A 23,671-nucleotide genomic window follows, 5' to 3' on the forward strand; every position below is an offset into this window, starting at 1 on the left:
ACGAGGGGCCAGTCCGAACCCTGGCCCCGGCCATCGTTACGGCCTGTTACCTGGCGCCGTTGCCAACGTTCGCCGCAGGCAGGCTTAGCCTGGCATCACCTTCAAACGACGTGGCCGAATGGCCCAGCTCGAAGCCGTACGAGCCGGCAGCGATCTTCCAGCCATCCTTGTATCGCGCCAGCGCGTGCGGATTGGCCTTGATCTGCACCGTACGGCTCTGACCTGGCTGCAGGGACACGCGCTGCCAGCCTGCCAGGCGCCGCGGCGTGCCGTCGGGCAGCGTGACATACAGCTGCGGCACATCGATGCCGGCGCGCTTGCCGGTGTTCTTCACCGTGACGTCGGCCACCACATCGCCGTTGGCCTGATGCACCTTGAACCCGGAATAGTCGAACGACGTATAGGTAAGGCCATAGCCGAATGGGAAGAGCGGCGTAAGGTTTTTCTTCTGGAACCAGCGGTAGCCAATGTCGGCACCTTCGATGTTGTAGTCCACCTTGTCCGCCGGCTTACCGCTGGGGAAGCCCCCGCCCACAATGGTCGGGCGCGGCAGCTGCGATTCGTCCTTTGGCCAGGTCACCGGCAGGCGGCCGGACGGCCCGACCTTGCCGAACAACAGGTTACCGATGGCCTCGCCTCCTCGGGCACCGGCGTACCAGACGTCCAGCACGGCGCCCACATTGGAAAGCCACGGCATCTTCACCGGGCCGTCGTTCTGGATCACCACGATGGTTTTCGGGTTGGCCTTGGCCACGGCAGCCACCAGGGCGTCCTGGTTGCCGTCCAGTGCCATGGTGGCCGGATCGAACGACTCTGCCGTCCACTGCTGCACGAACACCACGGCTACTTCGCTGTCGGCAGCAAGCCTGGCCGCCGCGGCAATATCAGTACCGTCGGCGTACTTCGCCTTGCCACCGGTCTGTGCGTTGATCGCGGCCAGCGGCGCCGACGGCTGGTAGCGCACGGGACCGGGCCACTCGGTGGGCTGCAGACCAGGTACCGCGTTGCCTTCCGGCGGTTCGACCGAGGAGGAACCGCCGCCGGTGATCACGCCTTTGTCGGCATGGCCGCCGATCACGGCCACGCTTTTCACGGTGGCCGACAGCGGCAGCAGGTTGTTTTCATTGCGCAGCAATACCGAGCCTGCTTCCGCTGCTTTACGCGCAACAACGGCGTCGGCGTTGAAGTCGATCGGCGCGGCCCTCACGGGATGATCGATGATGCCGCTGGCGAACATGCTGCGCAGGATGCGATGCACCATGTCGTCTATGCGTGCCTGGGGCACCTTGCCGTCGGCAAGGTCCTTGCGCAGCGGGACATCGAAGTACACCTGGTCGTCGAACACGTTGCCGGCCGATTCCTGGTCGAGGCCGGCATTGGCCGCCGCGGCAGAGCTGTGCACGCCGCCCCAGTCGCTCATGACGTAACCCTTGTAGCCCCAATCCTGCTTCAGCACGGTATTGAGCAACCATGGGTGTTCGCAGGCATAAACCGTGTTGATGCGGTTGTAGGAGCACATCACCGAACCCGGCTGGCCGATGTCGATGGCAAGTTCGAAGGCCAGCAGGTCTGATTCGCGAAGCGCGGTTTCGTCGATGTCGGCGCTTAGCGTGTTGCGGCCGGTTTCAAGCGCGTTGATGGCGTAGTGCTTGACGGTGGAGAGGATATGCTGGGATTGGATGCCTTTCACTGCATTGCCCACCATGGTGCCGGCAAGGATCGGGTCTTCGCCGGCGTATTCGAAATTGCGGCCGTTGCGCGGGTCGCGCACCAGGTTGACCCCGCCGGCCAGGATGCCATTGAAGCCTTTGCGCCGGGCCTGGCTGCCGATCATGGCGCCGCCCGCATAGGCGATGGCCGGATCGAACGTGGCCGCCACGGCCAGGCCCGCCGGGAGTGCGGTGGCTCCCTTGCCGGTAAGGCCCGGGCTGCGTACACCCAGCCCCGCGTCGGTTTCCTGCATGGCGGGAATACCCAGTCGCTCGATCGCCGGGGTGTAGCCGGCCGAACCCAGTGCACCGGCCGGCTTCTTCGGCTTGCCCTTCTCGTTGTCGCCGAAATCCGAGCGGATCAGGCGGAATTTCTCGTCCTGGGTCAATTCGGCCTGGACGAGGTCGGCGCGCTTGTCGGGCGAGAGGCTGGTGTCCATCCAGGGCCGCGGCTTGTCGGCTGCATGGACCGAGGTGGCGGCGAGAAGGGCGAGCACGAGCAGGCGACGACGGGGCATGGCCATTTCCTTCAGGGTAGAACCAGGGAAGATTGCTTGCCTAACGCCTGCTTGGCAAGGGCAGGTGTAGGATTTTGCCGGATCCGACCCCACATCTGACCTATGCCGCTCCGCGCATTCCACCCCGCCGTCACCGCCTGGTTCGAAGGCGCGTTTCCGCGCCCCACGGCCGCACAGGCGGCCGCGTGGCCGGCCATCCGTGAGGGCCGGCACACATTGGTGGCAGCGCCAACAGGTTCGGGCAAGACACTTACCGCCTTCCTGGCCGCGCTCGATGAACTTGTGCGCCAGGGCCTGGCCGAAGGCGGCCTGCCCGACAAGACGACCATCGTGTATGTGTCGCCATTGAAGGCGTTGTCCAACGACGTGCATATCAACCTGGAAGTGCCACTGGAAGGCATTCGCCGGGAACTGACGAAACTTGGTCTTCCGGAAGTCGACATCCGCACGGCGGTGCGCACCGGCGACACGCCAACGGCCGAGCGCAACCGCATGCGCCGCACGCGGCCGCATATCCTGGTGACCACGCCCGAGTCGCTCTATGTGCTGCTGGGATCGGATTCCGGGCGCGCCATGCTGGGCGATGTGCGCACGGTGATCGTGGACGAAATCCATGCCATTGCCGCCAGCAAGCGTGGCAGCCACCTGGCACTGAGCCTGGAACGGCTGCAGTCGCTATGCCAGCGGCGCCTGCTTCGCATCGGTCTTTCCGCCACGCAGAAGCCGATCGAGAAGGTCGCGCGGTTCCTGGTGGGCGACCGCGGCGAAGAATGCCACATCGTGGACATCGGCCACGTGCGCGAACGCGACCTCGGGCTTGAGGTTCCTCCCGTGCCGCTGGAAGCGGTAATGTCCAACGCCGCCTGGGAGCTGGTCTACAACCGGCTGCACAACCTTGCCGAGCAACACCGCACCACCCTGGTATTCGTCAATACGCGCCGCATGGCCGAACGCGCCACGAAACATCTTTCCGAGCGATTGGGCAAGGAAGCGGTAGCCGCCCATCACGGCAGCCTGTCGCGCGAGCAACGCCTGGATGCCGAGCAGCGGCTGAAGTCGGGCGCCCTGCGCGTGCTGGTGGCCACCGCATCGCTGGAGCTTGGCATCGACATCGGTGACGTCGACCTGGTGTGCCAGCTTGCCTCGCCACGCTCGATTGCATCCTTCCTGCAGCGTAGCGGCCGCGCTGGCCACGCCGTGGACGGTACGCCGAAGGCCCGGCTGTTCCCGACCTCGCGCGATGACCTGATCGAATGCGCAGCCCTGCTCGATTGCGTGCGCCGCGGCGAGCTGGACACTTTGAATATTCCCCATGGACCGCTGGATGTCTTGGCCCAGCAGATCGTGGCCGAAGTGGCGGTGGACGAATGGGACGAGGACGCCCTCTACGACATCCTCCGCCGCGCCGGGCCCTACCACGACCTCACGCGCGCCTCGTTCGACGAAGTCGTACGCATGCTTGCCGAAGGCTTCACCACGCGCGTGGGTCCGCGCGGGGCGTATATCCATCGCGACGCCGTGCACAAGAAACTGCGCGCGCGCCGTGGCGCGAAGATGACGGCCGTGATGTCCGGCGGGACCATTCCCGATATGGCCGACTACGCCGTGGTGCTGGAGCCGGCGTCCATCATCATCGGTTCGGTGAATGAGGATTTTGCCGTGGAGAGCCTGGCTGGCGACATCTTCCAGCTGGGTAATACGTCCTATCGCATCCTGCGCGTGGAACGCGACCGCATTCGTGTGGAGGATGCCAAGGGCGTGCCTCCGAGTATTCCCTTCTGGCTGGGCGAGGCGCCGGGCCGCAGCGACGAGCTGTCGATGGGCGTATCGCGCCTGCGCGGGGAAATCGCCGCCAGGCTCACCAATGGCGGCCCGGCCGACGCCCTGGCATGGCTTGTCGATGAGGTCGGGATCATGCGACCGGCGGCCGAACAGATCGTCGAATACCTTGCCCATGCTTCCGCCGCGCTCGGCGGCGTGCTTCCCACGCAGTCGCAACTGGTGATGGAGCGGTTCTTCGATGAATCCGGTGGCACGCAGCTGGTCATCCACACGCCCTATGGCAGCCGGGTCAACCGCGCCTGGGGCCTGGCGTTGCGCAAGCGCTTCTGCCGCAAGTTCAACTTCGAACTGCAGGCGGCGGCCACGGAAGATGCCATCGTGCTGTCGCTGTCAACCAGTCACAGCTTCCCGTTGGAAGAAGTGACCCATTACCTGCATTCGGCCAGCGCCGAACATGTGCTGGTGCAGGCGTTGCTGGATGCGCCGCTGTTTGGCGTGCGCTGGCGCTGGAACGCGGTGACCTCGTTGGCCCTGCCGCGTTTCATCGGTGGCAAGAAAACACCGCCGCAACTGCAGCGCATGAAGAGCGAGGATTTCCTCGCCACCGTGTTCCCCGACCAGGTGGCCTGCGCCGAGAACCTCGTCGGCGAACGCGAGGTACCCGATCACCCGCTGGTGGCGCAGACCATGGACGACTGCCTGCACGAGGCCATGGATACCGAGGGCTGGCTCACGCTGTTGCGCCGCATGGAAGCCGGTGAGGTGACCGTCGCCTGCCGTGACCTGACCTCACCCTCGCCGCTGGCAGCCGAGGTACTGGGCGCGTCGCCTTATGCCTTCCTCGACGACGCCCCGCTCGAGGAGCGCCGCACGCAGGCGGTGCAGTCACGCCGCTGGAGCGACGTGAAAGGTCCCGACGACCTGGGCCGGCTGGATGAATCGGCCATCGAGGCCGTGCGCGAAGAAGCCTGGCCTGAGGCTCGTGATGCCGACGAAATGCATGAGGCACTTACGCTGATGGGCGGCATCGCTGAGGCGGAAATCGATCCGTCGTGGCGTGACTTGCTCGGCAAGCTCGCGCGCGATGCGCGCGTTACACGCCTTGAGCTTGCCGGCGGCAGCATGTGGGTCACCGCCGAGCGCCTGCCGACGTGGCGTGCGTTGCACGCCGACGCCTCTATGTCACCAGCCATTGAAGCACCGGCGGAATTCATCCGTGACTGGTCGCCCGAAGATGCGCTGGTGGAACTGTTGCGTTCGCGCCTTGCCTGCGTGGGCCCTGTGACCGAAGCGAACCTCGCCGCCGTGCTGGCGGTGGACGAAAGCGACATCACTGTCGCGCTGTCCCGCTTGCAGCAGGAAGGCTATGTTATGCGCGGGCGTTTCAGTCTGGCCATCGACGGTGAACAATGGTGCGAGCGCCACTTGCTGGCGCGCATCCATCGCTACACCATCGGCCGGCTGCGCCGCGAGATCGAGCCGGTGGCGCCGCGCGACTTCATGCGCTTCCTGATTGACTGGCAGCACATGGGCGCCCAATCGCGGGTCAGTGGCCCGGATGCACTGGCTGGCGTCATCGCCCAGCTGGAAGGCTTCGAGGCCGCGGCCGGTGCATGGGAAGCGGAGATTTTGCCTGGGCGGGTCGAGGATTACGGCATCGGCTGGCTCGACGACCTCTGCCGCGCCGGTCGCGTTACCTGGGGCCGCTTACGCCCCGGCAGCGGTGCGGGTGCTGGCCCCGTGCGGGCCACGCCGATCGTGTTACTGCCGCGTCGCCAGTTGGGCGTGTGGAGTGCGCTGGCGCCACCCGCGCACGAGGTAACACTGGGCTCACGCGCACAGGCCGTGGCCGATGCACTACGCGATGAGGGCGCGCTGTTCTTCGACGAACTCAGCTCGCATACGCACCTGCTGCGCACGGAACTGGAAGACGCTTTGGGCGAACTGGTAGCCGCCGGCCGCGTCACGGCCGATAGTTTCGCCGGACTTCGCTCGCTGTTGCTGCCGGCGGCCAAGCGTGACGGGCGCCATCGCCGCGTGCGCCGCCATGCGCTTAGCGGCATCGAGGATTCCGGTCGCTGGTCGCTGGCACGGCAAACCCGCGAGAAACGCGACGACGCCGATGCGCTCGAGCACGTGGCGCGCACCCTGCTTCGCCGCTATGGCGTGGTGGCGTGGCGCCTGCTGGAACGCGAGGCGCCGTGGTTGCCGTCGTGGCGGGAATTGCGTCGCGTGTACCAGCGCCTTGAAGCGCGCGGCGAGATCCGCGGCGGCCGCTTCATCGAAGGCCTTGTGGGCGAGCAGTTCGCCTTGCCCGATGCGCTGGCTGCACTTCGGCAGGTTCGTACACGGGCACACGACGGCGAACATGTGTGTGTCTCCGGCTGCGATCCGCTGAACCTGGTAGGCGGCCTGGTGGCGGGCAGCAAGGTGCCGGCCACCCTGGGTAGCCGCGTGGTCTATGTCGACGGCGTGCCCGTGGCCTCGATGGTGGCGGGCAAGTTCGCCACGCTTGCAGCCCTGGATCCCGCACAGGAACAACAGGCCCGGTTCGCCCTGACGCGTGATCCACGCGCGCCGCGCGCCGCCATCCCCGTGGCCACGGTTGCCGGGACTTCCGCCGGCTGACAAGATGCCCGAAGGCGGCGCCCGTTCGCGCCGCGGGGAAAACCCATGAGCCTGACCGTGCACCGCGAGGGTCTGGAAGCCGGCCGCCTGGATATCTTCGTCGATGGCGCCTTCGCCTTCACGCTCACCCTGCTGGCCATTGGCGGCGCGGAAATTCCCAACGACGTGGACAAGATGGTGCACCTGCTGGGAAATGTACCGGCAGCGGCCGCCTGTTTCGCGCAGATGGCGCGGTTCTGGTATGGCCACGTGCAATGGCGCACGCACTGCACGCGTGCCACGCGCGGAGGGCTGCTGCTGTCATTGCTGCTGGTGTTCTTCGCACTGATCGTGGTCTACCCGCTGCACATGGTGTATGCGAGCCTGTTCAACTCGATGTCCGGTGGACTTCTGTCCAGCGACTTCGGGCTGCACCGTGCGGAAGAGGTGAAATCGCTGTTCGCCATCTTCGGCCTCAGTTACTTCTGCATGTCCGGGACGCTGGCGGCGTTGTTCCGCCATGCGGCCAGGGTGGCTGTGGTACACGGCGAGGATGATTTCGTGCCGCGCCTTCGTTCGGTGTTGTGGCTGATCCCCGCGGGGGTCGGTGCGCTATCGGCCATCGTGGCGTTGTCGCTGCCCAACGATGGACCCGTCTGGACCTACGCGGTGCCCGGCCTGGTCTATTTCCTCCTGGTGGGCATGAGCTGGATCTCCCGGCGCATGCGTGCACGCGCCGGGCGACCGGACTAACCCACGCGTTACCGTTGCAGTTGCACGTTACCCAGTACCCAGAAGGATGGGCCGGGCTTGCCGGTGACCACGATGCACAGGTCGTGCGTTCCTTCGCCCTGCAGATCGCCGGTAAGCGTGGCCTTGCCGTCATGCGCCGGAGCCAGGCCAAGCGAAGCCGCAGGCTCACCCTCGCAACCGTCCAGGCGCACCTCGACCTCGCCGGCCTTGCTGTGCTTCGGCCGCGCCACGACGTTGGTAATGTCGTGGGCCAGGGCGAAGTTCCAGGGCAGGCGATCCACCTCGATGGCAATGTGGTGCACACCGGTGAGATCGGCGCCCTTCCAGCGCCAGCAGGTATTCATGATGTCCACGAAGTGCACGCGGCGCGGACCGTCCACCGGCAACGCTGCTTCCTGGCGCGAGCCATTGGAGTCGGTGCATAGCTCAAGCGCCGTGCTATCGCGACGAAGCAGTGAGTCGGCGTCCACTACCTGGCTTCGCGGTTTGGCCAATGCCTGGCCATTCACAAAGGCTGTGGCGGTAAGCGTAGTGGGCAAGGGTACGTCGATCGGGGCCGTGTAGGTCGGCGATGTCGACACGGGCGTGCTGCCATCGATCGTGTAATGGATGCTGCCAAGGCCCGTTTGCGTGGAAAGCTTCACCATGGCCTTGTCGCCATTGGCCGATGCTTCCAATGCCACGCCGAAGGCGGTATCGGCGGCGTTGATATCGTCGCTCTTGAAGCGGGCCATCTGTGCCGGCATGCGAGCGAGGAAATCCTGCCAGTCGGCCTGGTTTGTCCAGGTGCGTTCGGCAAGCGCCGCCAGGCGCGGGAATGCGGCATGTTCGACGCGGGCGTCCGTGGGCGTTTGCTCGGCGAAGATGGTGGCCTCCGCGCCAAGCACATGTTTTGCGTTCTCCGCGCTTATCTCCGCCGGGACCGGCTCGAAGTGATACAGCGCTTCAAGCGTGATCACCGGCATGCGGCCTGGCACTTCGTCGGGAAGGCTGCTTTGCACATTGTCGAGGTAAAGCTCAGGCGCCGGCGCCAGCACCACGTCGTGGCCCTTGTTCGCCGCGATCACCGCACCCTTGCTGCCACGCCATGACATCACTGCCGCCGATGCCGGGACATCGCCGTCAAGAATCTCGTCCCAACCGATCAGACGACGGCCGTGCTCATCAAGATAAGCGCCGATGCGTGCGATGAACCAGCCCTGGAGTTTCTCCTCGCTGGTGATGCCTAGCTGCTTCATCTGCGCCTGCACGGCCTTCGAGGCCTGCCACTGGTCCTTGATGGCTTCATCGCCGCCCACATGGATATACGTGGACGGGAACAGTGTCATCACTTCGTCAAGCACGTTCTCCATGAAGGTAAAGGTCTTATCCGAGGGGCTGTACAGATATGGCATCACACCCCAATCGGTGGATACCGGTGGCCGCTTTTTCGTTACGCCCAGCTGCGGATAGGAAGCTATCGCCGCCTGTGCATGGCCAGGCATCTCGATTTCCGGCACCACGGTGATGTAGCGCTCGGCGGCATAGGCCACGATGTCGCGGACATCATCCTGCGTGTAGAAGCCGCAATAGGGCTTGCCCGGTCCATCGGTAAGGGCGACATCGGGGCCCACGGCCTTGCGGCAGCCGCCGATGCGGGTGAGGTCGGGGTATTTCTTGATCTCAAGGCGCCAGCCCTGGTCGTCGGTCAGGTGCCAGTGGAAGGTGTTGAGCTTCAGCAGCGCCATCTGGTCGATGATCTTGCGCAGCTCGTCGGTGGACCGGAAATGCCGTGCCGAATCGATCATCAATCCGCGCCAGGCAAAACGCGGGGCGTCGTCCACGTGCATCGCCGGGATGGCATGCGATTCCGGTTGCGCGGTCATCGCCTGCCACAGGGTGATCGCGCCATAGAACAAACCGTGGGAGCGGCTGGCACGGATGCTGGCGCCGTCGCTGGTGACATCCAGCGCATAAGCTTCCTCGCCTTCGATGGCCGGATCGCTCACCAGCACGATGGCACCCTTCGCATCGCCACCATCGGCAACGGTGAGTTGCATGCCCGTGCTGCGCTTGATCCGGTCGGCCAGGTACTGGGCAACGCGATGCGCGCCTTCATCACCGGCCGGTGCAATGATCCGGGTGCCTTCGCGCAGGGCGAACGATCCGGCGTGCCGGTCGAGCCTGGCTACGGCGGGAATGAGCGACAACGGCGCGATAGCCTCGCCCGTGCCCGCGGCACCGGCGGGCGCGTGTGATTCGTTCTTCATTGGCATGGTGCAAGCTGCGAGCATGCCTACGGCCATCATCGCCACCACACAAGCGTACTTGTTCATCCCTTGTCCTCCATACCGTCGCCACCCTCGCCAGCCCAGCCATGCTGCCACGAATTCCCGCGGCCGGGACAAAAAAATAGGGCCCTGGTCACAGGGCCCTTGGGGAGAAGACGACCTTGCGGGCAGCACCGCAAGGTCGCTTGAGCCAACTTTTAGAACTTGAAGCGCACGTTCATGTAGTACTGGCGGCCGTTGTCGTAGAACGCGTACGGCTGCTTGCCGTAGACATCGGCCTTCGTGTAGTACTTGAGCACCGGACGATTGAGGTTCATCGCATCGAACGACAGCGCGACGTTGTCGGTCAGGTTGTAACCCATCGATACCGCCAGGTTGCCGATACCGCGCTGGTAGAAGTTGTCCGTGCGGCTGACGCCGGCGAAGAACTCCGAGCGGTAGGTGTAGCTGACGCGGGCGTTGAACACCTTGTTTTCGAAGTAGGCCGAAATATTGGCCGTGCGCTTCGAGTTGCCCTGCAGCGGGCCATCGTCCTTGTCGGTATGGCCGTCGGAGTACGTGTAGTTGGTGGACACGCCGAAGTTCTCACCGATCGGCTGGATGTAGTTCAGTTCCGCACCCTTGACCGAACCGTCCACGTTCACCGGCACGCTCACCAGGTAGGTGTTGAACACATCCGTACCGGCGGCGATGGAAGCCTGCTGGTCCTTGAACGTGCGTGACTCCGGACCGAAGTTCACATAGTCCTTCAGGTTCATCTTGTACACGCCGAACGACAGCAGGCCGCGCGGTGCGAAGTACCATTCAAGGGCCGCGTCGAAGTTCGTGGAGATGATGGGTTTGAGCTGCGGGTTACCGCCGCTACCGGTGTGGGTGAGGTCATCAAGCGACACGGAACCGGCCAGCGCGGAGTAATCCGGGCGGGTCATGGTCTTCGAAGCCGCCAGGCGGCCCACCAGCTCGTCGGTGAAGCTCCACTTGAAGTTGGCGCTCGGCAAGGCCTTGCTATACGTGTGGTTGTAGTTGCTGGTGTAGTACGTACCGAATGCAGAACCCGGGAAGGGACCGGCAGCGGTGTAGGCATCGGGGTTGGTGGAGTTGTAGTTGATGTCCTCTTTCGTGCGCACATAGCGCACGCCCGCGTTGGCGCTCCACTGCTGGCCGGTGAAGTTCGCCTGCAGGTAGGCGGCACTATCCTTTTCCTCGACCTTGTAGATGTTGCCCCAGTTGAATCGGGCAATGGGGTCACGGTTGGCCTTCGCAGCATCGATCGCCGCCAGCTGGCCCGGCGTGTAGTACCAGATGTTGCTGGGGAAGGTGGCGCCCAGGCCGTCACCGAAGTGACCGGGATAGTTGCTGACATTCTGCGGGTAGTCCGACGGATCGCCCAGGCCGTTGAGCGGACCCTGGCCGATATCGGTCTTGTTCTCACGCGTGTGGTCGGCATAGCGCACGCCGAACTGCAGGGATGAAAGCGGGTTGTCGTCGAAGGCAAGCTCGCCGTCCAACTGGCCCCAATGCTCCTTGTCCTTCACGTGGATGTCCTGGTCACCGAAGATCCAGCCGCTGGACGGCTGAAACCCGGAGGAGGCCAGGCTGGTGTTGTCGGAGCCAAGGTGCACATCGTAGGGACTGCCCAGGCCATGCTGCGCCCAACCTGCGCCGCCGCCGGGCTGGATGCCGGTCTCCAGCACATCCTGGTTCGGGCTGTCGCCACGACCTTCGGTGGTACCCGCCTGGCCCTTGATGGTCAGGTGGTCGGTGGCGTTCCAGGCGCCATCGAGCGTGAGGTACTTCGACTGTGACGACGCACCCGGGCGCGAGATCATGTCGTACACGCCGTAAGGCGTGTTGTCGCCCGGGACCGGATCGTAGTTGGCCTGGGATACCACGCCGTTCTTGTTCACCACGTAGCCCGGAGTAGGCGTAGCCGTGTTGACGAACTTGCTGCTCCAGATCATGTAGTTGCGGTTGTAGTTGTCGGCTTTCATCTTCGAATAGAAGCCCGACAGGTCCAGGGTGAGGTTGTCGGTGGGCTTGAACTCGATATCGACCACGCCACCCTTGCGCTCGCGCTTCTGGGTGAACAGCGTGGTGCCGAGCAGTTCCGGTGTGTATTTGCCGGCCAGCGGACCGGCGGTGATCGGGATGTAGCCGCCGACCACTTCCTGGCCGTCACGCTCCAGGCTGCGCTTCTCATAGAAGGCCTGGCCCAGGATGCCGAAGGTGTTGTCGTTGTTCTTCCAGTTGAACAGGCCGCTGAACTGCGGCTCGGTCTTGGAAGGCAGGTCCGAATACACGCCACCGACGGAGGCCTCGGCGGTGTACTGCTTGGCGAATTCCAGCGGCCGGCGGGTGATGATGTCGACCGAGCCGGCACTGCCGCCTTCGACGATGTTGGCCTCGGAGGTCTTGTGCACCACTACCTGGCTTACGATTTCCGACGGCAGCAGGCTGTAGCTCACGCTACGGCCCACCGTCTGCACCTGGCTCAGCACGAACCAGTCGCCCGTGCCCACGGTATGTCCGTTGACCAGGGTCTGGGTCATGCTGGGATTGGTGCCGCGCAGGGCCACGCGGTCGTTTTCGTCGAAGCCGCCTTCCGAGGCGCTCGACGAGGAAATATTCACGCCGGGAAGGCGCTGCAGGGTATCGGCCACGTTCTTGGCCGGCAGCTTGCCGATATCCTCGGCGGTGACGATCTCCACGTGGGAGACAGCCTCCTGCTTCAGGTTCAGTGCTTCCGCTTCGCTGTCGCGGATGCCTGTGACGACCACCGTGGAGAGCTCGGTCGCTTTCTTTTTGTCGGGACTGGGCTTGGCGGCGTTGTCGCCGGTGACCTGGGCGGCGTCCTGCGCGAGGACAGTGCCGGCCATGCAAAGGCTGGCGATGATGCTGGCGGCAAGTAGATTCTTGCTGAATGACATGGCGTCCTCCCCTCAGAGGCTTTCGATTTTTGAGCGGCAGCCCCTGCGGCGGGGCCGGTGTCCGTTGGTTGGCTGGGCCTTGCGGCCCGTTTCTTGGGTATTGCGAACTAGCTGGACTTCAAAACTTCGTATGGCTTAAAAGCCCGTCACTGGGCGAAGTTGCCGTCGAGGTACAACCCGGCGGCACCGATCACGCCCAACTGGCCGTGGTCCATCAGGCGCACTGAGACCTTCTGCAGGAAGGCCCGCATCACGCCCTTGTTGAAGAAGCGGTGTTCGAACTGGCTTTGCAGCAGCACGTCGCGCACCTGCGGCAGAATTCCGCCGGCAAGGAATACGCCGCCGGTCGCGCCGTAAAGCATGGCCAGGTCGCCGACGAAGCTGCCCAGCAATGCGCAGAACGTGTCCAGGGCCTCGACCGCCGCCTCGTCGCTCTTGGCGAGCGCGGCAGCGGTGATGTCGGCAGGCTCTGCCAGTGCGACTGGCAGGCCACGCAGGCCCGCGATCACCCGGTACAGGTTCAACAGGCCCGGACCGCTAAGAGCCCGCTCCATCGATACGTAGTCGTATTCCTTCGACAACTGGCGAAGGATCTCGATCTCGCGCTCGGTGCCCGGCGCCAGCGATATCTGCCCCGCTTCCGTGGGCAGCACGCGTGCACGCGGCTCGCCCGGCAGCAGCACGGCCGAACCCAAGCCGGTGCCCGGGCCCATCACCAGGACCGGGCCCGGCGCCGACGGCTTGCTGGCGGCGATCACGGTGGTGGTCTGGGCAAGATCCAGGAACTGCGTGGCATAGGCCACGGCTTCGAAGTCGTTGACCACGGCCAGCTGGCCGATGGACAGCGATGAGCGTATGTCGCTGATCGATACCCGCCAGGCAAGGTTGTCGTTGACGATGGCGTCGTCCAGCACGTAGCCCGCACAGGCCACGGCGCAATGTTCAACCGGGCCTTCGACGCCGGCCTTGGCAATGAAATCCGCAAGCACAGCGGTAAGGCTGGGCCAATCGGCGCAGGTGTAACGCTCGTAGTGCAGCACGTTCACGCCGGACACCTGGGCACTGACCAGGCCGATGCGTGCGTGCGTGCCGCCGACATCCGCCGCGATGAACGGCGAACCCTGGGGTTTCACCATCTGAAGTGTCCTGTGGTTGGCAGCTGTCGCCACACCTGTCCCCTTGCCCCGACCCAATGGGCGCCCATCGATGCCGCTGGGCGCCGCGCTTGTCCGCAATATGGCTTCGGAATGACAACGTTGTCAACGAGCAAAAAGTCCTAGATCGGGTACTTCTTCTCGCGCGCTGCAACACGATGGGCTGTCCGTGACTGTCTGGAATGTTCACATCGGCCATACATAAGCGTGCGTTTTACCGCGCAGATCGCTTGCTGCGCCGCAGCAAAGGTGATGTCCATCCGTGTCGTCAGTCATGCCGGTATCGAAGGCCGGGGGCAATGGCTGATTGACAACGTTACGCCGCCCGGTCAATAAAGCGGACAACGGTGTCGTCGCATTGAGCGCGTGGCCGAACGACGGGGAGTTGTACAAGTCATGTCCGCCATTCCAGAGGCCTTGCCGGCCCGCCAGTCCAGCGTGCTGCCGATGATCATCATCGGCGTGCTTTTCTTCATCTTCGGTTTCGTCACCTGGCTCAACGGCCCGCTGATCACTTTCGTCAAGCTCGCCTTCCAGGTGGACGACTTCTACGCCTTCCTGGTGCCGTCGGCCTTCTACCTGTCGTACTTCTTCCTGGCCATCCCGGCATCGATCGTGTTGAAGCGCACGGGCATGAAGAAAGGCATGGGGCTGGGCCTGTTCATTATGGCGATCGGCGCGGTCACCTTTGGCCAGTTCGTTTCCATGCGCAGCTTCGGCGGCGCGCTCACGGGCCTGTTCGTGATCGGCGCGGGGCTTTCGCTGCTGCAGACGGCCTCCAATCCGTACATCAGCATCCTGGGGCCGATCGAGAGCGCGGCGCAGCGCATCGCCTTCATGGGCATCTGCAACAAGGTGGCCGGCGCGCTGGCGCCCTTCGTGTTCGGCGCACTGGTGCTGTCCAACATCGCCGACTTCGGCAGCCAGGTTACCGCCGCACCGGACGCAGCCAGCCGCGAGGCCCTGCTCAATGCTTTCGCCGCCAAGGTGCACATGCCATACATGGTGATGGCGGGCCTGCTGGTGTTGCTGGCGATCTGGGTGGTGCGTTCGTCGCTGCCGGAGATCAAGCCCGCCGGCGCCAACACCGAACGCACCATCGGCCACGCGCACGGCGGCATCTTCAGCTTTCCGCATCTTTGGCTTGGTGTGCTGTGCCTGTTCCTGTACGTGGGCGTGGAAGTGATGGCGGGCGACGCCATCGGCACCTACGGCCAGGGCCTTGGGTTGCCGCTGGAGGCGACGCGCCATTTCACCTCGTACACGCTGTTTGCCATGCTGGCCGGTTATCTGGCAGGCCTGGTGCTGATCCCGCGGGTGATCACCCAGCACGCCTACCTGGCACTGTCGGCAGTGCTGGGCGTGGTGTTCGTGCTGGCCGCCTCGCTCACCACGGGCTACGTTTCGGTGGCCTTCGTGGCAGCACTGGGGTTTGCCAACGCGATGATGTGGCCGGCGATCTTCCCGCTGGCCATCCGCGGCCTGGGCGGCCTGACCGAACGCGGTTCGGCACTGCTGATCATGGGCATCGCCGGCGGCGGCATCATTCCGCCTCTCTTCGGGTACTTGAAGCAACACCACGACTTCCAGATGGTGTTCGCCGCGCTGATGGTGCCCTGCTACCTGTACATCCTCTATTTCGGCCTGGCGGGACATAAGGTCGGCCAGCACCGACTGGGCTGAATATGCCGCGCAGGAAGGCGCCAATCCTGCATTCGGTGCCGTCCATCCGCTACGATGGGCGGCGGAATCACGAAGGCGGAGAAGAACGGGTGCGCAGTCCGACCATCAAGGACGTTGCCGAGAAGGCGGGCGTTTCGCTCAAGACCGTCTCCCGGGTGATCAACAACGAGCCTTCCGTCCACGAGCGTACCCGGGAGAAGGTCCAGCGCGCCATCGACGCGCTGGGCTACCAGCCCGATCCTTCAGCCCGAAGCCTGCGTGGCACGCGGGCCTGGGCCATCGGCCTGGTGTACGACAACCCCAACGCGCACTACGTGATCAGCATGCAGAACGGCGTGCTGTCGGTATGCCGCGAGCGCGGTTTCGGCCTGCAGATCCACCCCTGCGATTCCACCTCGCCCACCCTGGTCGAGGAATTATGCGAACTGGTGCGGCGTTCTCGGCTGGCGGGCCTGGTGCTGGCGCCGCCGATGTCTGAGCAGAAGGAATTGATCGAAACGCTGGCTGCGGAAAAGATCCCGTTTGTACGCATCATTTCCGCGCGCAAAGATCCGAAAGACGGCTACCCCTGCGTATTCGTGGACGACCGCGATGCCGCTTACGCCATCACCGAGCACCTGATCCAGCTGGGCCACCACCGCATCGGTTTCCTGTGGGGAGGCAAGCATCACCGCTCCAGCCCGGAGCGCTACCAGGGTTATGAAGACGCGCTTCGCGCGTACGGCATGCCGCTGGATAACGAGCTGGTGGTGGAGGGAGATTATTCCTTCGATGATGGATTTCGCGGTGCGCGCAAGCTGCTTGCGCTTGAGCACCGCCCCACTGCGATCTTCGGTTCGAACGACGAGATCGCTGCCGGTGTGCTGGCGGCGGCAAAGTCTGGCGGTATCGATGTGCCGTGGGAGCTTTCAATCGCTGGCTTCGAGGACAGCCCGTTCTCCAAGCAGAGCTGGCCGGCGCTTACTACTGCGCGGCAGGCCACGACGGATATCGGCCGGCATGCGACGCGGCGGTTGATCGCGGAGCTTGAGCGTGAGGCGCATGGTATTGCCGGGGAAATCAGCAATGAGGGGTTCAGTCCGGAGCTGGTGGTGCGCGGGTCGACGGCGCCGATTCGGAAGTAGCTGTCGTTAGTGAGGGTCGGAAGGCTTGCTCGCCGGCATTAATGCCAGTCGCGATCATTCCCGAAGGTTGTTATAGACCGCGATAGCCAACCAGATGACGACAAGGGTCAGAAATCCGGCCCACTCAATGCCACTGCGGGATCGCTCACAATCGTTGCGCGTCGGATACCGGCCCATGGTGACTGCGAGCAAGGCACCACGTCCTACCTGGAGGAGTACGAAGTCGAAAATCACGTCCACAACAACATACCGGACGATTGACCCGACAATCCTTGTTGCATCCTCGAACATCAATCCTTCCTGTATTCGTACATCCGTTACATATCGATGATCACCAACGTGCCATAACTACCTGGCAATACCGAGTGCGGAACACCCGCAATCGCCAAGTACATCTGTCCCGCCGACACCACAACCTCTTCGCCCCGCACCTGCAGCATCATCTTTCCGTTGATGACCAGAAGACCTTCGTTGTAGTCATGCGTTTCTTCCTCGTATGCCTGATCGTCCATGCGAATAACCTTGATACGCGCCGGACCCACCTGCCCGGTGACGAAGGAGGTCCAGGCGGTCGGAAGATCCGCCGCTAGCGATTCAAAATCGACCAACGCCATCAGTCTGTCCTCCAGGAAAGGCAATATCGTATTGATAGGTACGTTGCCGCGCCAGGAGCAAAGGTAATGTCATTTCGCTCAAGCATCGGCCTCGTCAGCAGCGCTTTCGGGCAGCGCAATGCAGGCGAGGAACGGCACGCCGGCGGAGTGCCAGCTTTCGGCGGCCTCGTCCAGGATGCCCGTGAAAATATCAAACTCTGCCTCGTCGGCATCCCGAAGCGTTTCAGCGTGCGTGATCAGTAACAGATAACCTTTGGCGCGTAGCCACGACAGGTCGCGCAGGCTGTCGGAGAGTGCATCCCAGTTGCCGCCGAAGCCGGCCGGAAAGTGCAGCGCATCATCCAGGTGGCGCAGCAGCGATGCCTTGTCGGTGCAATCGTGCAGGTCGATAGGCAGCGTGCGCAGTGAGGTGGATTGGGCAGCGCCATCGAGCGCGGCGATATCGTCCTGGGTGACGAAGAAGACGCCATGGGTGGTGGCGTCGTTCAGGTCGATGTCGAGCAGGGAATTCATGGATGCACCTGAAAACAGCGGAAGCTGCTGTAGTGATCGGCGGTGTAGTAGTACACCGCTGGCGGCGTACCGCCGGTGATGATTCGTCGCGCGCCACGCGTGTCGCTACCCGGCGTTTCGACGGTGTACTCGTGGTAGTAGCCATTCGCCTGGGAAGGCAGCAGGCCTTCGCGATTGCCGAACACCGTGTCGTCCTGGCGATGCGGAAACGGACCGTCGCCTTCGATCAACTTGATGGTCTGTAAGGCTTCCTGAGGCAGGAAGCCTGGCAACACCGGGCAAGCGCCCTCGGCCTGGTAGCTTGCCGGTGGCGTGGTGCTTACCTGACCTTGCGGCGTGGGCTTCGCGGTATCTACCTGGCCGTGCTGCATCGGCTTGAAGTAGAGCCAGCCGACCAGCGCGATGAGAACCAGTAGCGGAAGAAGACGGTTGGCACGCATAGCGATTCCTCGGGCGATTACCGGTGGGCTTTGTCCACGCGCGCTTGCAGTGCCATCGCTGCCGCCGGGTTGCGGTGCTTGGCGGCGCTGATGAAGAAGATGAAAACATCGCGCGCGCCGCCATCAGGCAGGGCGGCATCCACGTGCGGAAGCTCGGGATTGTCCTGGCCAATCGCCCAGCGTTGCGCGCGTTTCGACCAGGCGTCCAGATCCTTCGCGCTGTAGCCCGTGGCGACGCCATCTTCGCTGCGCATCAATCGGGCATAGGTGAAATCACCCGTTGTATCGGCTAGCGATGGGAACTTCGGCGAATCGGTGAAAACCGTCGGGATGCGATGCGAGCGCGCCAGCGCCACGTATTCGTCGCTGAGGAAACTCTCATGCCGTACTTCCAGGACATGCCGAAGCGGGCGCCCAGCCAACGTGGCCGGCAGCAGGTGCAGGAACGCATCGAGGTCATCCGCATCGAAGCGATGCGACGGCGGCAATTGCCACAGGATCGGACCCAGGCGATCGCCCATCTGATCCAGTCCACCTTCGATGAACGCGGCAATGCCTTTAGCACTGTCCCCCAGGCGCCTGCTTTGGGTGATATAACGCGGCGCCTTGAGCGAGAACACAAAGCCTTCCGGCGTTTCGGCTGCCCAGCGCGCATAGGTGGCTGGCTTCTGTGCGCCATAGAAGGTGCCGTTGATCTCGATGACGCGCAGATGGCGACTGGCGTATTCCAGTTCGCGCTTTTGTACCAGGCCATCCGGATAGAAATTCTTGCGCCAGGGCGCATACGTCCAGCCGCCGATGCCAATACGGACCGCGTGCTGCGCTGCGGGAGCGGCGAACAGATCTTTGCTGGCGGTGCGGATAGGCATGGCAGGCGATCGAAGCGATGGCACCGCATGATGCCACGGCCGGGGCGACGCACGCTTAAGGGGTCAGGGTACTTCGTCGACCGTAAAAATGCTCTGACCCCTTATGGCCTGCTGGATTGCCCATCTATTTTTGGCAGCGCTATACCGTGCGGCGAGGTCCGGCGCCGTAAATTTTCCTGAGGTACCAGGGCAGGTGGATTTCGCGTAGCGCCGGGTGGCAATCCAGAACGCCGGAGCCTTGCCAGCCAGCACCCCGCAGCGCCATAGTCAGGCGCATCGTGGTGGGGAGCGTGGCATGGACTCGATCGTCGATCTGCATGTTTCCCGGTACCAGCCCAACGGCCAGATGGCCGAGCATCGGCATGATGAAGCGTGGTTTTGCCTGGTGGTGGACGGCGCCTACGAGGAAACCGTCCTGGGCATGCGCAACGAGCACGCGCCGGGCGATCTGTTGTACTGCCCCGCCCATGCCGCGCATGCCCAGCGTTTCGGCAAGGTGGGCGCCCGCAAGGTGATCTTTGCCGTCGATGAGGCCCTGGCCGCGATCCTGTCCGAACACCGCACGCGGATGGATGGACGTCCGTTGCTGCGCCGGTCGCGCCGGCTCCAGGCCATGGGGCGGGCCATCGTCGATGCCCTGGCTGTCGGCGACGCCTTCGTCCCGATGTCCGCCCAGGCGCTCGCGCTGGACATCCTGGCCGAAACCGGGCGCGGACTGGCCGAGCTTGCCCATGCCGAGCCGGGCTGGCTGCGCCGCGTGCGCGCAAGCCTGCACGAGGATCCCGCGGCGGGCATCACCCTGGAAACCCTGGCGGAACTCGCCGACCGCCACCCAGTGCACCTGGCTCGAAGCTTCCGCAGTTTCCATCACTGCACGGTCGGCGATTACGTCCGGCGGCTGCGTGTTGAGCGCGCCGCCCACTTGCTGCGCACCACGCGCCGGCCTCTGCTGGAGATCGCCCTGGACTGTGGTTTCGCCGGTGCCACGCAGTTTTCGCGCTCGTTCCGCGCCGTGTATGCCACCACACCTTCGGCCTGGCGGGAAACCATGCGTTAGCCGCGCTAATCCGCGTAAAGCATGGCATGCGCCCCCTTGGTAGGGTGCGGCAATGAAAGCACTTCCCCTGGTTTGCCTGCTGGCTTTCGCCAGCCCCGTGGTGTTCGCCGACGACCATCACATCGATGACGCCGCCTACTTTGCCAGCCCGGTCCAGGAGGCGGCCGACCGGTCCCAGTTGGCCACCGACATCGCTGCGTTCCCAGTGCTCGATACGCCCTCGCCTTCGGCCCTGCTCGACTACCTGCACCGTGGCGAGGCCCTGCTGACGCGCGCCCAGCGCCACGGCGCGTGGCTGCACCTGCAGACGGCACGGAACATCGACGACCAGGCGGCCGACCATGCCAGCTCGGATATCGACGCCGAACGCGACACCCTGGTAACGCGCGCCCAGCAGACCCTGCGCAAACTCGGCAAGGACGGCTTCGATAGTGACGTCGCGGCGTTGCCTGCACTGGGCTATTACCGCTGGTTGTTCGAGCGCGCCACGCGCCACCTTCCTCACGAGCTGCCCGAGGGCGAGCAGAAGGTCATGGATGAGCTGTCCGACCAGGCCAGCACGGCATTCTGGAACATCTACCAGAAGACGCGCCGGGCCACGGCCTACGGCAAGGTACAGACCAGCCACGGCGAGCTCGACGCCAGCAAGGACGCCGATGCACTGGCCGCGGACCCCGACCGCACCGTGCGCCAGCGCGCCTGGCTGCAGCGCCAGCAGGCGCTGGCCGTCCAGGGCGAAACCTATGCTTCGACCCTGGTCGGGATCGTTGGCGCTAACGATCACACGGCCAGATTGCAGCATTTCGCGGATGCACCCGAAGCCACCTATTTCGCGCGCCTGTTCGACCGTGCCGACGTCGATGCCACGGCCAGGGCCGTCCAGGCCCAGGCGCCGGCGCTGATGGACTACCAGCGCCTGCGCGCCGCGCATATCGGGCGGCAGCTCGCGCTGGAAGCCGTGCACAGTTGGGACCTGGGCGTGCCATTGGCGGGATTCACGCCGCCGGTATTCGACTACGCCGAACTGCGCCGGGTGATCCCACTCGCGCTCGCACCCCTGGGCCGGGACTACACGAAGCACTTCCGCGAGCTGCTCGATCCGGCCAACCGGCGCACGGACCTGACCAGCACCCCGGGCAACCGCGTGAACGATGCCTTCTCCATCTCAGCACCGGGTGTTCCCGCCGGCCTGTTCCTGGGGCAATGGAAGCCCACCCTGAAGCAGGCCAGCGTGGTGGCCCACGAAGGTGGCCACGCCCTGCACAGCCAGCTGATGAATGAGCACGGTGTGTCGCCCTTCTACAACCACGGGCCGAACTGGATGCAGGAGGGCGTGGCTATCCTCAACGAGATGCTGTTCTATGAATACCTCTACCGGCATGCGGACAGCCCGGCTGCCAAGGCACACTACCTGCAAGCCCAGCTCGACGAGATGACCTTCGAGATATTTACCTCGGCGGAGGAAGCGCAGCTGGAAGAGGGCATCTACGACGGGGTCGTCGCCGGCAGGATCCATGGCGCAAGCGACCTGGACAAGCTTACTTTGGAGACGACACGCCGCTTCGAGATCTGGCCATCCATCGACCCTGAGCTGGCCCATGCCTGGATCGGCAAGCGCCTGATGTTCGAAGATCCGTTGTACCTGGCCAACTACCTGTACGCCGGCTTGTGGGCCACGAAAATGTTCGACATGGTGATCCACGATCCGGCCGATTTTCGCAAGCGCTACGCCGCGCTGATGGCCGAAGGCTTCGACGCCTCGCCGAAAACCCTGCTGCACCACTTCTTCGGCCGCGACCTGGCGCCGGATGAACTGGTCGGTGACGCCACGGGTGTTGTGCGGCGCAAGACAGCGGCGCTACAAGTGTTGTACCGGCAACTGGACAAGGATCCGATGAAACGGGGCACTACTCCGGCAGAGAAGTAATGGCCCCGTATTGCCGTTCGTTCAATCCAGCGGCCGCACCCAGATATTCCGAAAACTGATGGGCTGCGAGTGGTCGCCGTGCGCCTGGAGCTTGATGGGCGCTTCGGTGTATGGGTTGTACTTCGGCTTGCCGATGTAGAAGGTCTCGCCGGCGAGCTGGGTGTGGTTCTGCACCAGCACGCCGTTATGGAGCAGCGTCACGTAGGCCGGTGATTTCAGCGTGCCGTCGGCGGCGAAAACCGGCGCTGTCCAGATGACATCATAGGCTTGCCATTCCCCCGGCATCCGCATCGCATTGACCAGGGGAGGTGTCTGTTTGTAGATGCTGGCCGCCTGTCCGTTGACGTAGGTTGCGTTCTTCCACGAATCCATGATCTGAATTTCGTAGCCCTCATCCCCCGGGCCCGTCGATGCAACGAACAAACCGCTATTGCCGCGCCCCTGGCCTTCGCCGGTGATGTCCTTGGGCACCTGCCATTCCAGATGTAACTGGTAGTTCCTGAACTTCTGTTTGGTCTGGATGTTGCCCGTGCCCTTGTCGACCGTCATCACACCGTCGTGCACTTTCCAGTGCGCGGGAGAATGGTCTTTGGACGATTCCCATTGGGCGATATCCCGGCCATTGAACAGCACGACGGCGTCCGATGGCGGCGCGCTATCCTGCTTGCCCGGCGTCACCACCTTGGGCACCGGCTCCCACTGCTCGGTCGCCTTGGGATCGGTCTGTGCCCATACGGACGATGCCCCGGTGGCGGCGAGGACAAAAAGGGTAAGGACAATCGCGCTTGGCTTTTTCATGGACGCCCCTTGATGGAAGTTCATACCGTGCATATCTTGAACGCCTCGGCAAATGACTCGAACGGATCGGCGGCCGATGGCATGAATTCGTGCGCAATGAAGCCCTGGAAATTCAGATCCGCGATCGCCTTGGCGATAGCGTGATAGTTGAGTTCCTGGGTGCCGTCAATCTCATGGCGACCCGGCACGCCACCGGTATGAAAATGCCCGATCCACTGGATGTTGTCGCGGATGGTGCGGATCACGTCACCCTCCATGATCTGCATGTGATAGATGTCGTAGAGCAGCTTGACGTTGGGCGAGTTGACGCCCTTCATCACCGCCACGCCGAACCCGGTGCTGTCGCCCTGGTAACCGTGGTGGTCGACCTTGCTGTTGAGCAGCTCCACGCACACGGTAATGCCGTTCTCGGCCGCCAGGGGTGCGATCTTGGATAGGCCTGTGATGCAGTTGTCGATGGCCTGGCGCTCGTCGATGCCCGGCTTGCGGTTGCCGAACATGGTGATCATGTTGGTCAAGCCGGCGCGCTTGGCAAGCGGGATGGTTGTTTCCAGTTCCTTCAGCAAGGTGGCGTGATTGGCCGGGTCATTGAAGCCCATCGTGATGAAGTCATCCCGCCGGGCGGGATAACCCATCGATACGGCCAGGCCGCTGTCGGTGACCGTCGCCCATTCGTCCGCATACAGCAGATCGACACCGGCAAAGCCCAGGGACTTAAGGCGTTTGCACAGTTCCGGGAGTGGCGCCTTGGTGGTCCAACGGCTCAGCGATTGCTTCAGGCGCCCGGGTGATGCCGTTCCAGGTGCTTTCTTGCCGACGGTGGCAGCCGCGGACGCGATCATCGGCATGGAGCCAAAGGCCGCCGCCGCCGCGGCGAAGCGACCTATCGCGGCACGGCGACTGATACCAGGGGAATTCGTGGACAT

The 23,671-nt window shown here is 63.9% G+C and carries 16 protein-coding genes and 1 pseudogene; 6 read left to right on the forward strand and 11 right to left on the reverse strand.

Annotated elements, in window-relative coordinates:
• Positions 1-46: 46 nt before the first annotated feature.
• On the reverse strand, positions 47-2,233 hold the full coding sequence (locus tag VGM61_RS00145) for a beta-glucosidase (protein ID WP_331520663.1): 2,187 nt from the start codon (positions 2,231-2,233) through the stop codon (positions 47-49).
• 96 nt (positions 2,234-2,329) lie between these two features.
• On the opposite strand from VGM61_RS00145, the gene VGM61_RS00150 reads away from it, so the two are divergent.
• Positions 2,330-6,637: a DEAD/DEAH box helicase gene (locus VGM61_RS00150; protein WP_331520664.1), complete on the forward strand. Its 4,308-nt coding sequence runs from the start codon at positions 2,330-2,332 to the stop codon at positions 6,635-6,637.
• 45 nt (positions 6,638-6,682) lie between these two features.
• Positions 6,683-7,369 (forward strand): TMEM175 family protein, encoded by a 687-nt coding sequence (locus tag VGM61_RS00155; protein WP_331520665.1) that lies wholly within the window; start codon positions 6,683-6,685, stop codon positions 7,367-7,369.
• An 8-nt stretch (positions 7,370-7,377) separates the two neighbouring features.
• On the opposite strand, the gene VGM61_RS00160 is transcribed toward VGM61_RS00155, so the two are convergent.
• From VGM61_RS00160 to glk, 3 genes are all read right to left on the reverse strand, one after another.
• Positions 7,378-9,684, reverse strand: a complete 2,307-nt coding sequence (locus VGM61_RS00160; protein ID WP_331520666.1) for a family 20 glycosylhydrolase — start codon at positions 9,682-9,684, stop codon at positions 7,378-7,380.
• Between the two features lie 152 nt (positions 9,685-9,836).
• Complete coding sequence (locus VGM61_RS00165; RefSeq protein ID WP_331520667.1) at positions 9,837-12,566, reverse strand: TonB-dependent receptor; 2,730 nt, start codon at positions 12,564-12,566, stop codon at positions 9,837-9,839.
• A gap of 146 nt (positions 12,567-12,712) precedes the next feature.
• Complete coding sequence (glk, locus tag VGM61_RS00170) at positions 12,713-13,702, reverse strand: glucokinase (protein ID WP_331520668.1); 990 nt, start codon at positions 13,700-13,702, stop codon at positions 12,713-12,715.
• A 403-nt stretch (positions 13,703-14,105) separates the two neighbouring features.
• Between glk and VGM61_RS00175 the strand changes: the two are divergent.
• Positions 14,106-15,403, forward strand: a pseudogene (locus VGM61_RS00175) (sugar MFS transporter).
• Between the two features lie 89 nt (positions 15,404-15,492).
• Positions 15,493-16,527, forward strand: a complete 1,035-nt coding sequence (locus VGM61_RS00180; protein WP_250626684.1) for a LacI family DNA-binding transcriptional regulator — start codon at positions 15,493-15,495, stop codon at positions 16,525-16,527.
• Between the two features lie 54 nt (positions 16,528-16,581).
• Here the strand turns inward: VGM61_RS00180 and VGM61_RS00185 are convergent, their stop codons facing one another.
• The 5 genes from VGM61_RS00185 to VGM61_RS00205 form a co-directional block, all read right to left on the reverse strand.
• Positions 16,582-16,818 (reverse strand): hypothetical protein, encoded by a 237-nt coding sequence (locus tag VGM61_RS00185; protein ID WP_331520669.1) that lies wholly within the window; start codon positions 16,816-16,818, stop codon positions 16,582-16,584.
• Between the two features lie 26 nt (positions 16,819-16,844).
• Positions 16,845-17,141: a cupin domain-containing protein gene (locus VGM61_RS00190; protein ID WP_331520670.1), complete on the reverse strand. Its 297-nt coding sequence runs from the start codon at positions 17,139-17,141 to the stop codon at positions 16,845-16,847.
• Positions 17,142-17,219: 78 nt separating this feature from the next.
• Positions 17,220-17,654 (reverse strand): barstar family protein, encoded by a 435-nt coding sequence (locus tag VGM61_RS00195; protein ID WP_331520671.1) that lies wholly within the window; start codon positions 17,652-17,654, stop codon positions 17,220-17,222.
• Positions 17,651-18,094, reverse strand: a complete 444-nt coding sequence (locus tag VGM61_RS00200) for a ribonuclease domain-containing protein (protein ID WP_331520672.1) — start codon at positions 18,092-18,094, stop codon at positions 17,651-17,653. Before VGM61_RS00200 ends, VGM61_RS00195 begins: the two co-directional genes overlap by 4 nt.
• 17 nt (positions 18,095-18,111) lie before the next feature.
• The gene (locus tag VGM61_RS00205; protein WP_331520673.1) at positions 18,112-18,963 is read right to left on the reverse strand and encodes a DUF72 domain-containing protein; all 852 of its coding nucleotides are present in this window, start codon (positions 18,961-18,963) and stop codon (positions 18,112-18,114) included.
• A gap of 295 nt (positions 18,964-19,258) precedes the next feature.
• Here VGM61_RS00205 and VGM61_RS00210 point away from each other — a divergent pair, with 295 nt between their 5' ends.
• Together VGM61_RS00210 and VGM61_RS00215 are read left to right on the forward strand one after the other, a co-directional pair.
• Positions 19,259-20,020, forward strand: a complete 762-nt coding sequence (locus VGM61_RS00210; protein ID WP_331520674.1) for an AraC family transcriptional regulator — start codon at positions 19,259-19,261, stop codon at positions 20,018-20,020.
• Between the two features lie 52 nt (positions 20,021-20,072).
• Entirely contained in the window at positions 20,073-21,947 is a 1,875-nt protein-coding gene (locus tag VGM61_RS00215) for a M3 family metallopeptidase (RefSeq protein WP_331520675.1), read from the forward strand.
• Positions 21,948-21,968: 21 nt separating this feature from the next.
• On the opposite strand, the gene VGM61_RS00220 is transcribed toward VGM61_RS00215, so the two are convergent.
• Both VGM61_RS00220 and VGM61_RS00225 read right to left on the reverse strand, forming a co-directional pair.
• Positions 21,969-22,745, reverse strand: coding sequence for a DUF1080 domain-containing protein (locus tag VGM61_RS00220; protein WP_331520676.1), 777 nt, complete (start codon positions 22,743-22,745; stop codon positions 21,969-21,971).
• A gap of 20 nt (positions 22,746-22,765) precedes the next feature.
• Complete coding sequence (locus VGM61_RS00225; RefSeq protein ID WP_331520677.1) at positions 22,766-23,671, reverse strand: hydroxypyruvate isomerase family protein; 906 nt, start codon at positions 23,669-23,671, stop codon at positions 22,766-22,768.

Source organism: Pinirhizobacter sp., assembly GCF_036499745.1.
Lineage (GTDB): Bacteria > Pseudomonadota > Gammaproteobacteria > Xanthomonadales > Rhodanobacteraceae > Pinirhizobacter.

Excerpts from the sequence above, each read along its gene's own strand:
- VGM61_RS00145 (WP_331520663.1), bottom strand. The coding sequence starts at position 2,233 with ATGGCCATGCCCCGTCGTCGCCTGCTCGTGCTCGCCCTTCTCGCCGCC.
- VGM61_RS00150 (WP_331520664.1), top strand. The coding sequence starts at position 2,330 with ATGCCGCTCCGCGCATTCCACCCCGCCGTCACCGCCTGGTTCGAAGGC.
- VGM61_RS00155 (WP_331520665.1), top strand. The coding sequence starts at position 6,683 with ATGAGCCTGACCGTGCACCGCGAGGGTCTGGAAGCCGGCCGCCTGGAT.
- VGM61_RS00160 (WP_331520666.1), bottom strand. The coding sequence starts at position 9,684 with ATGAACAAGTACGCTTGTGTGGTGGCGATGATGGCCGTAGGCATGCTC.
- VGM61_RS00165 (WP_331520667.1), bottom strand. The coding sequence starts at position 12,566 with ATGTCATTCAGCAAGAATCTACTTGCCGCCAGCATCATCGCCAGCCTT.
- glk (WP_331520668.1), bottom strand. The coding sequence starts at position 13,702 with ATGGTGAAACCCCAGGGTTCGCCGTTCATCGCGGCGGATGTCGGCGGC.
- VGM61_RS00185 (WP_331520669.1), bottom strand. The coding sequence starts at position 16,818 with ATGTTCGAGGATGCAACAAGGATTGTCGGGTCAATCGTCCGGTATGTT.
- VGM61_RS00190 (WP_331520670.1), bottom strand. The coding sequence starts at position 17,141 with ATGGCGTTGGTCGATTTTGAATCGCTAGCGGCGGATCTTCCGACCGCC.
- VGM61_RS00195 (WP_331520671.1), bottom strand. The coding sequence starts at position 17,654 with ATGAATTCCCTGCTCGACATCGACCTGAACGACGCCACCACCCATGGC.
- VGM61_RS00200 (WP_331520672.1), bottom strand. The coding sequence starts at position 18,094 with ATGCGTGCCAACCGTCTTCTTCCGCTACTGGTTCTCATCGCGCTGGTC.
- VGM61_RS00205 (WP_331520673.1), bottom strand. The coding sequence starts at position 18,963 with ATGCCTATCCGCACCGCCAGCAAAGATCTGTTCGCCGCTCCCGCAGCG.
- VGM61_RS00210 (WP_331520674.1), top strand. The coding sequence starts at position 19,259 with ATGGACTCGATCGTCGATCTGCATGTTTCCCGGTACCAGCCCAACGGC.
- VGM61_RS00215 (WP_331520675.1), top strand. The coding sequence starts at position 20,073 with ATGAAAGCACTTCCCCTGGTTTGCCTGCTGGCTTTCGCCAGCCCCGTG.
- VGM61_RS00220 (WP_331520676.1), bottom strand. The coding sequence starts at position 22,745 with ATGAAAAAGCCAAGCGCGATTGTCCTTACCCTTTTTGTCCTCGCCGCC.
- VGM61_RS00225 (WP_331520677.1), bottom strand. The coding sequence starts at position 23,671 with ATGTCCACGAATTCCCCTGGTATCAGTCGCCGTGCCGCGATAGGTCGC.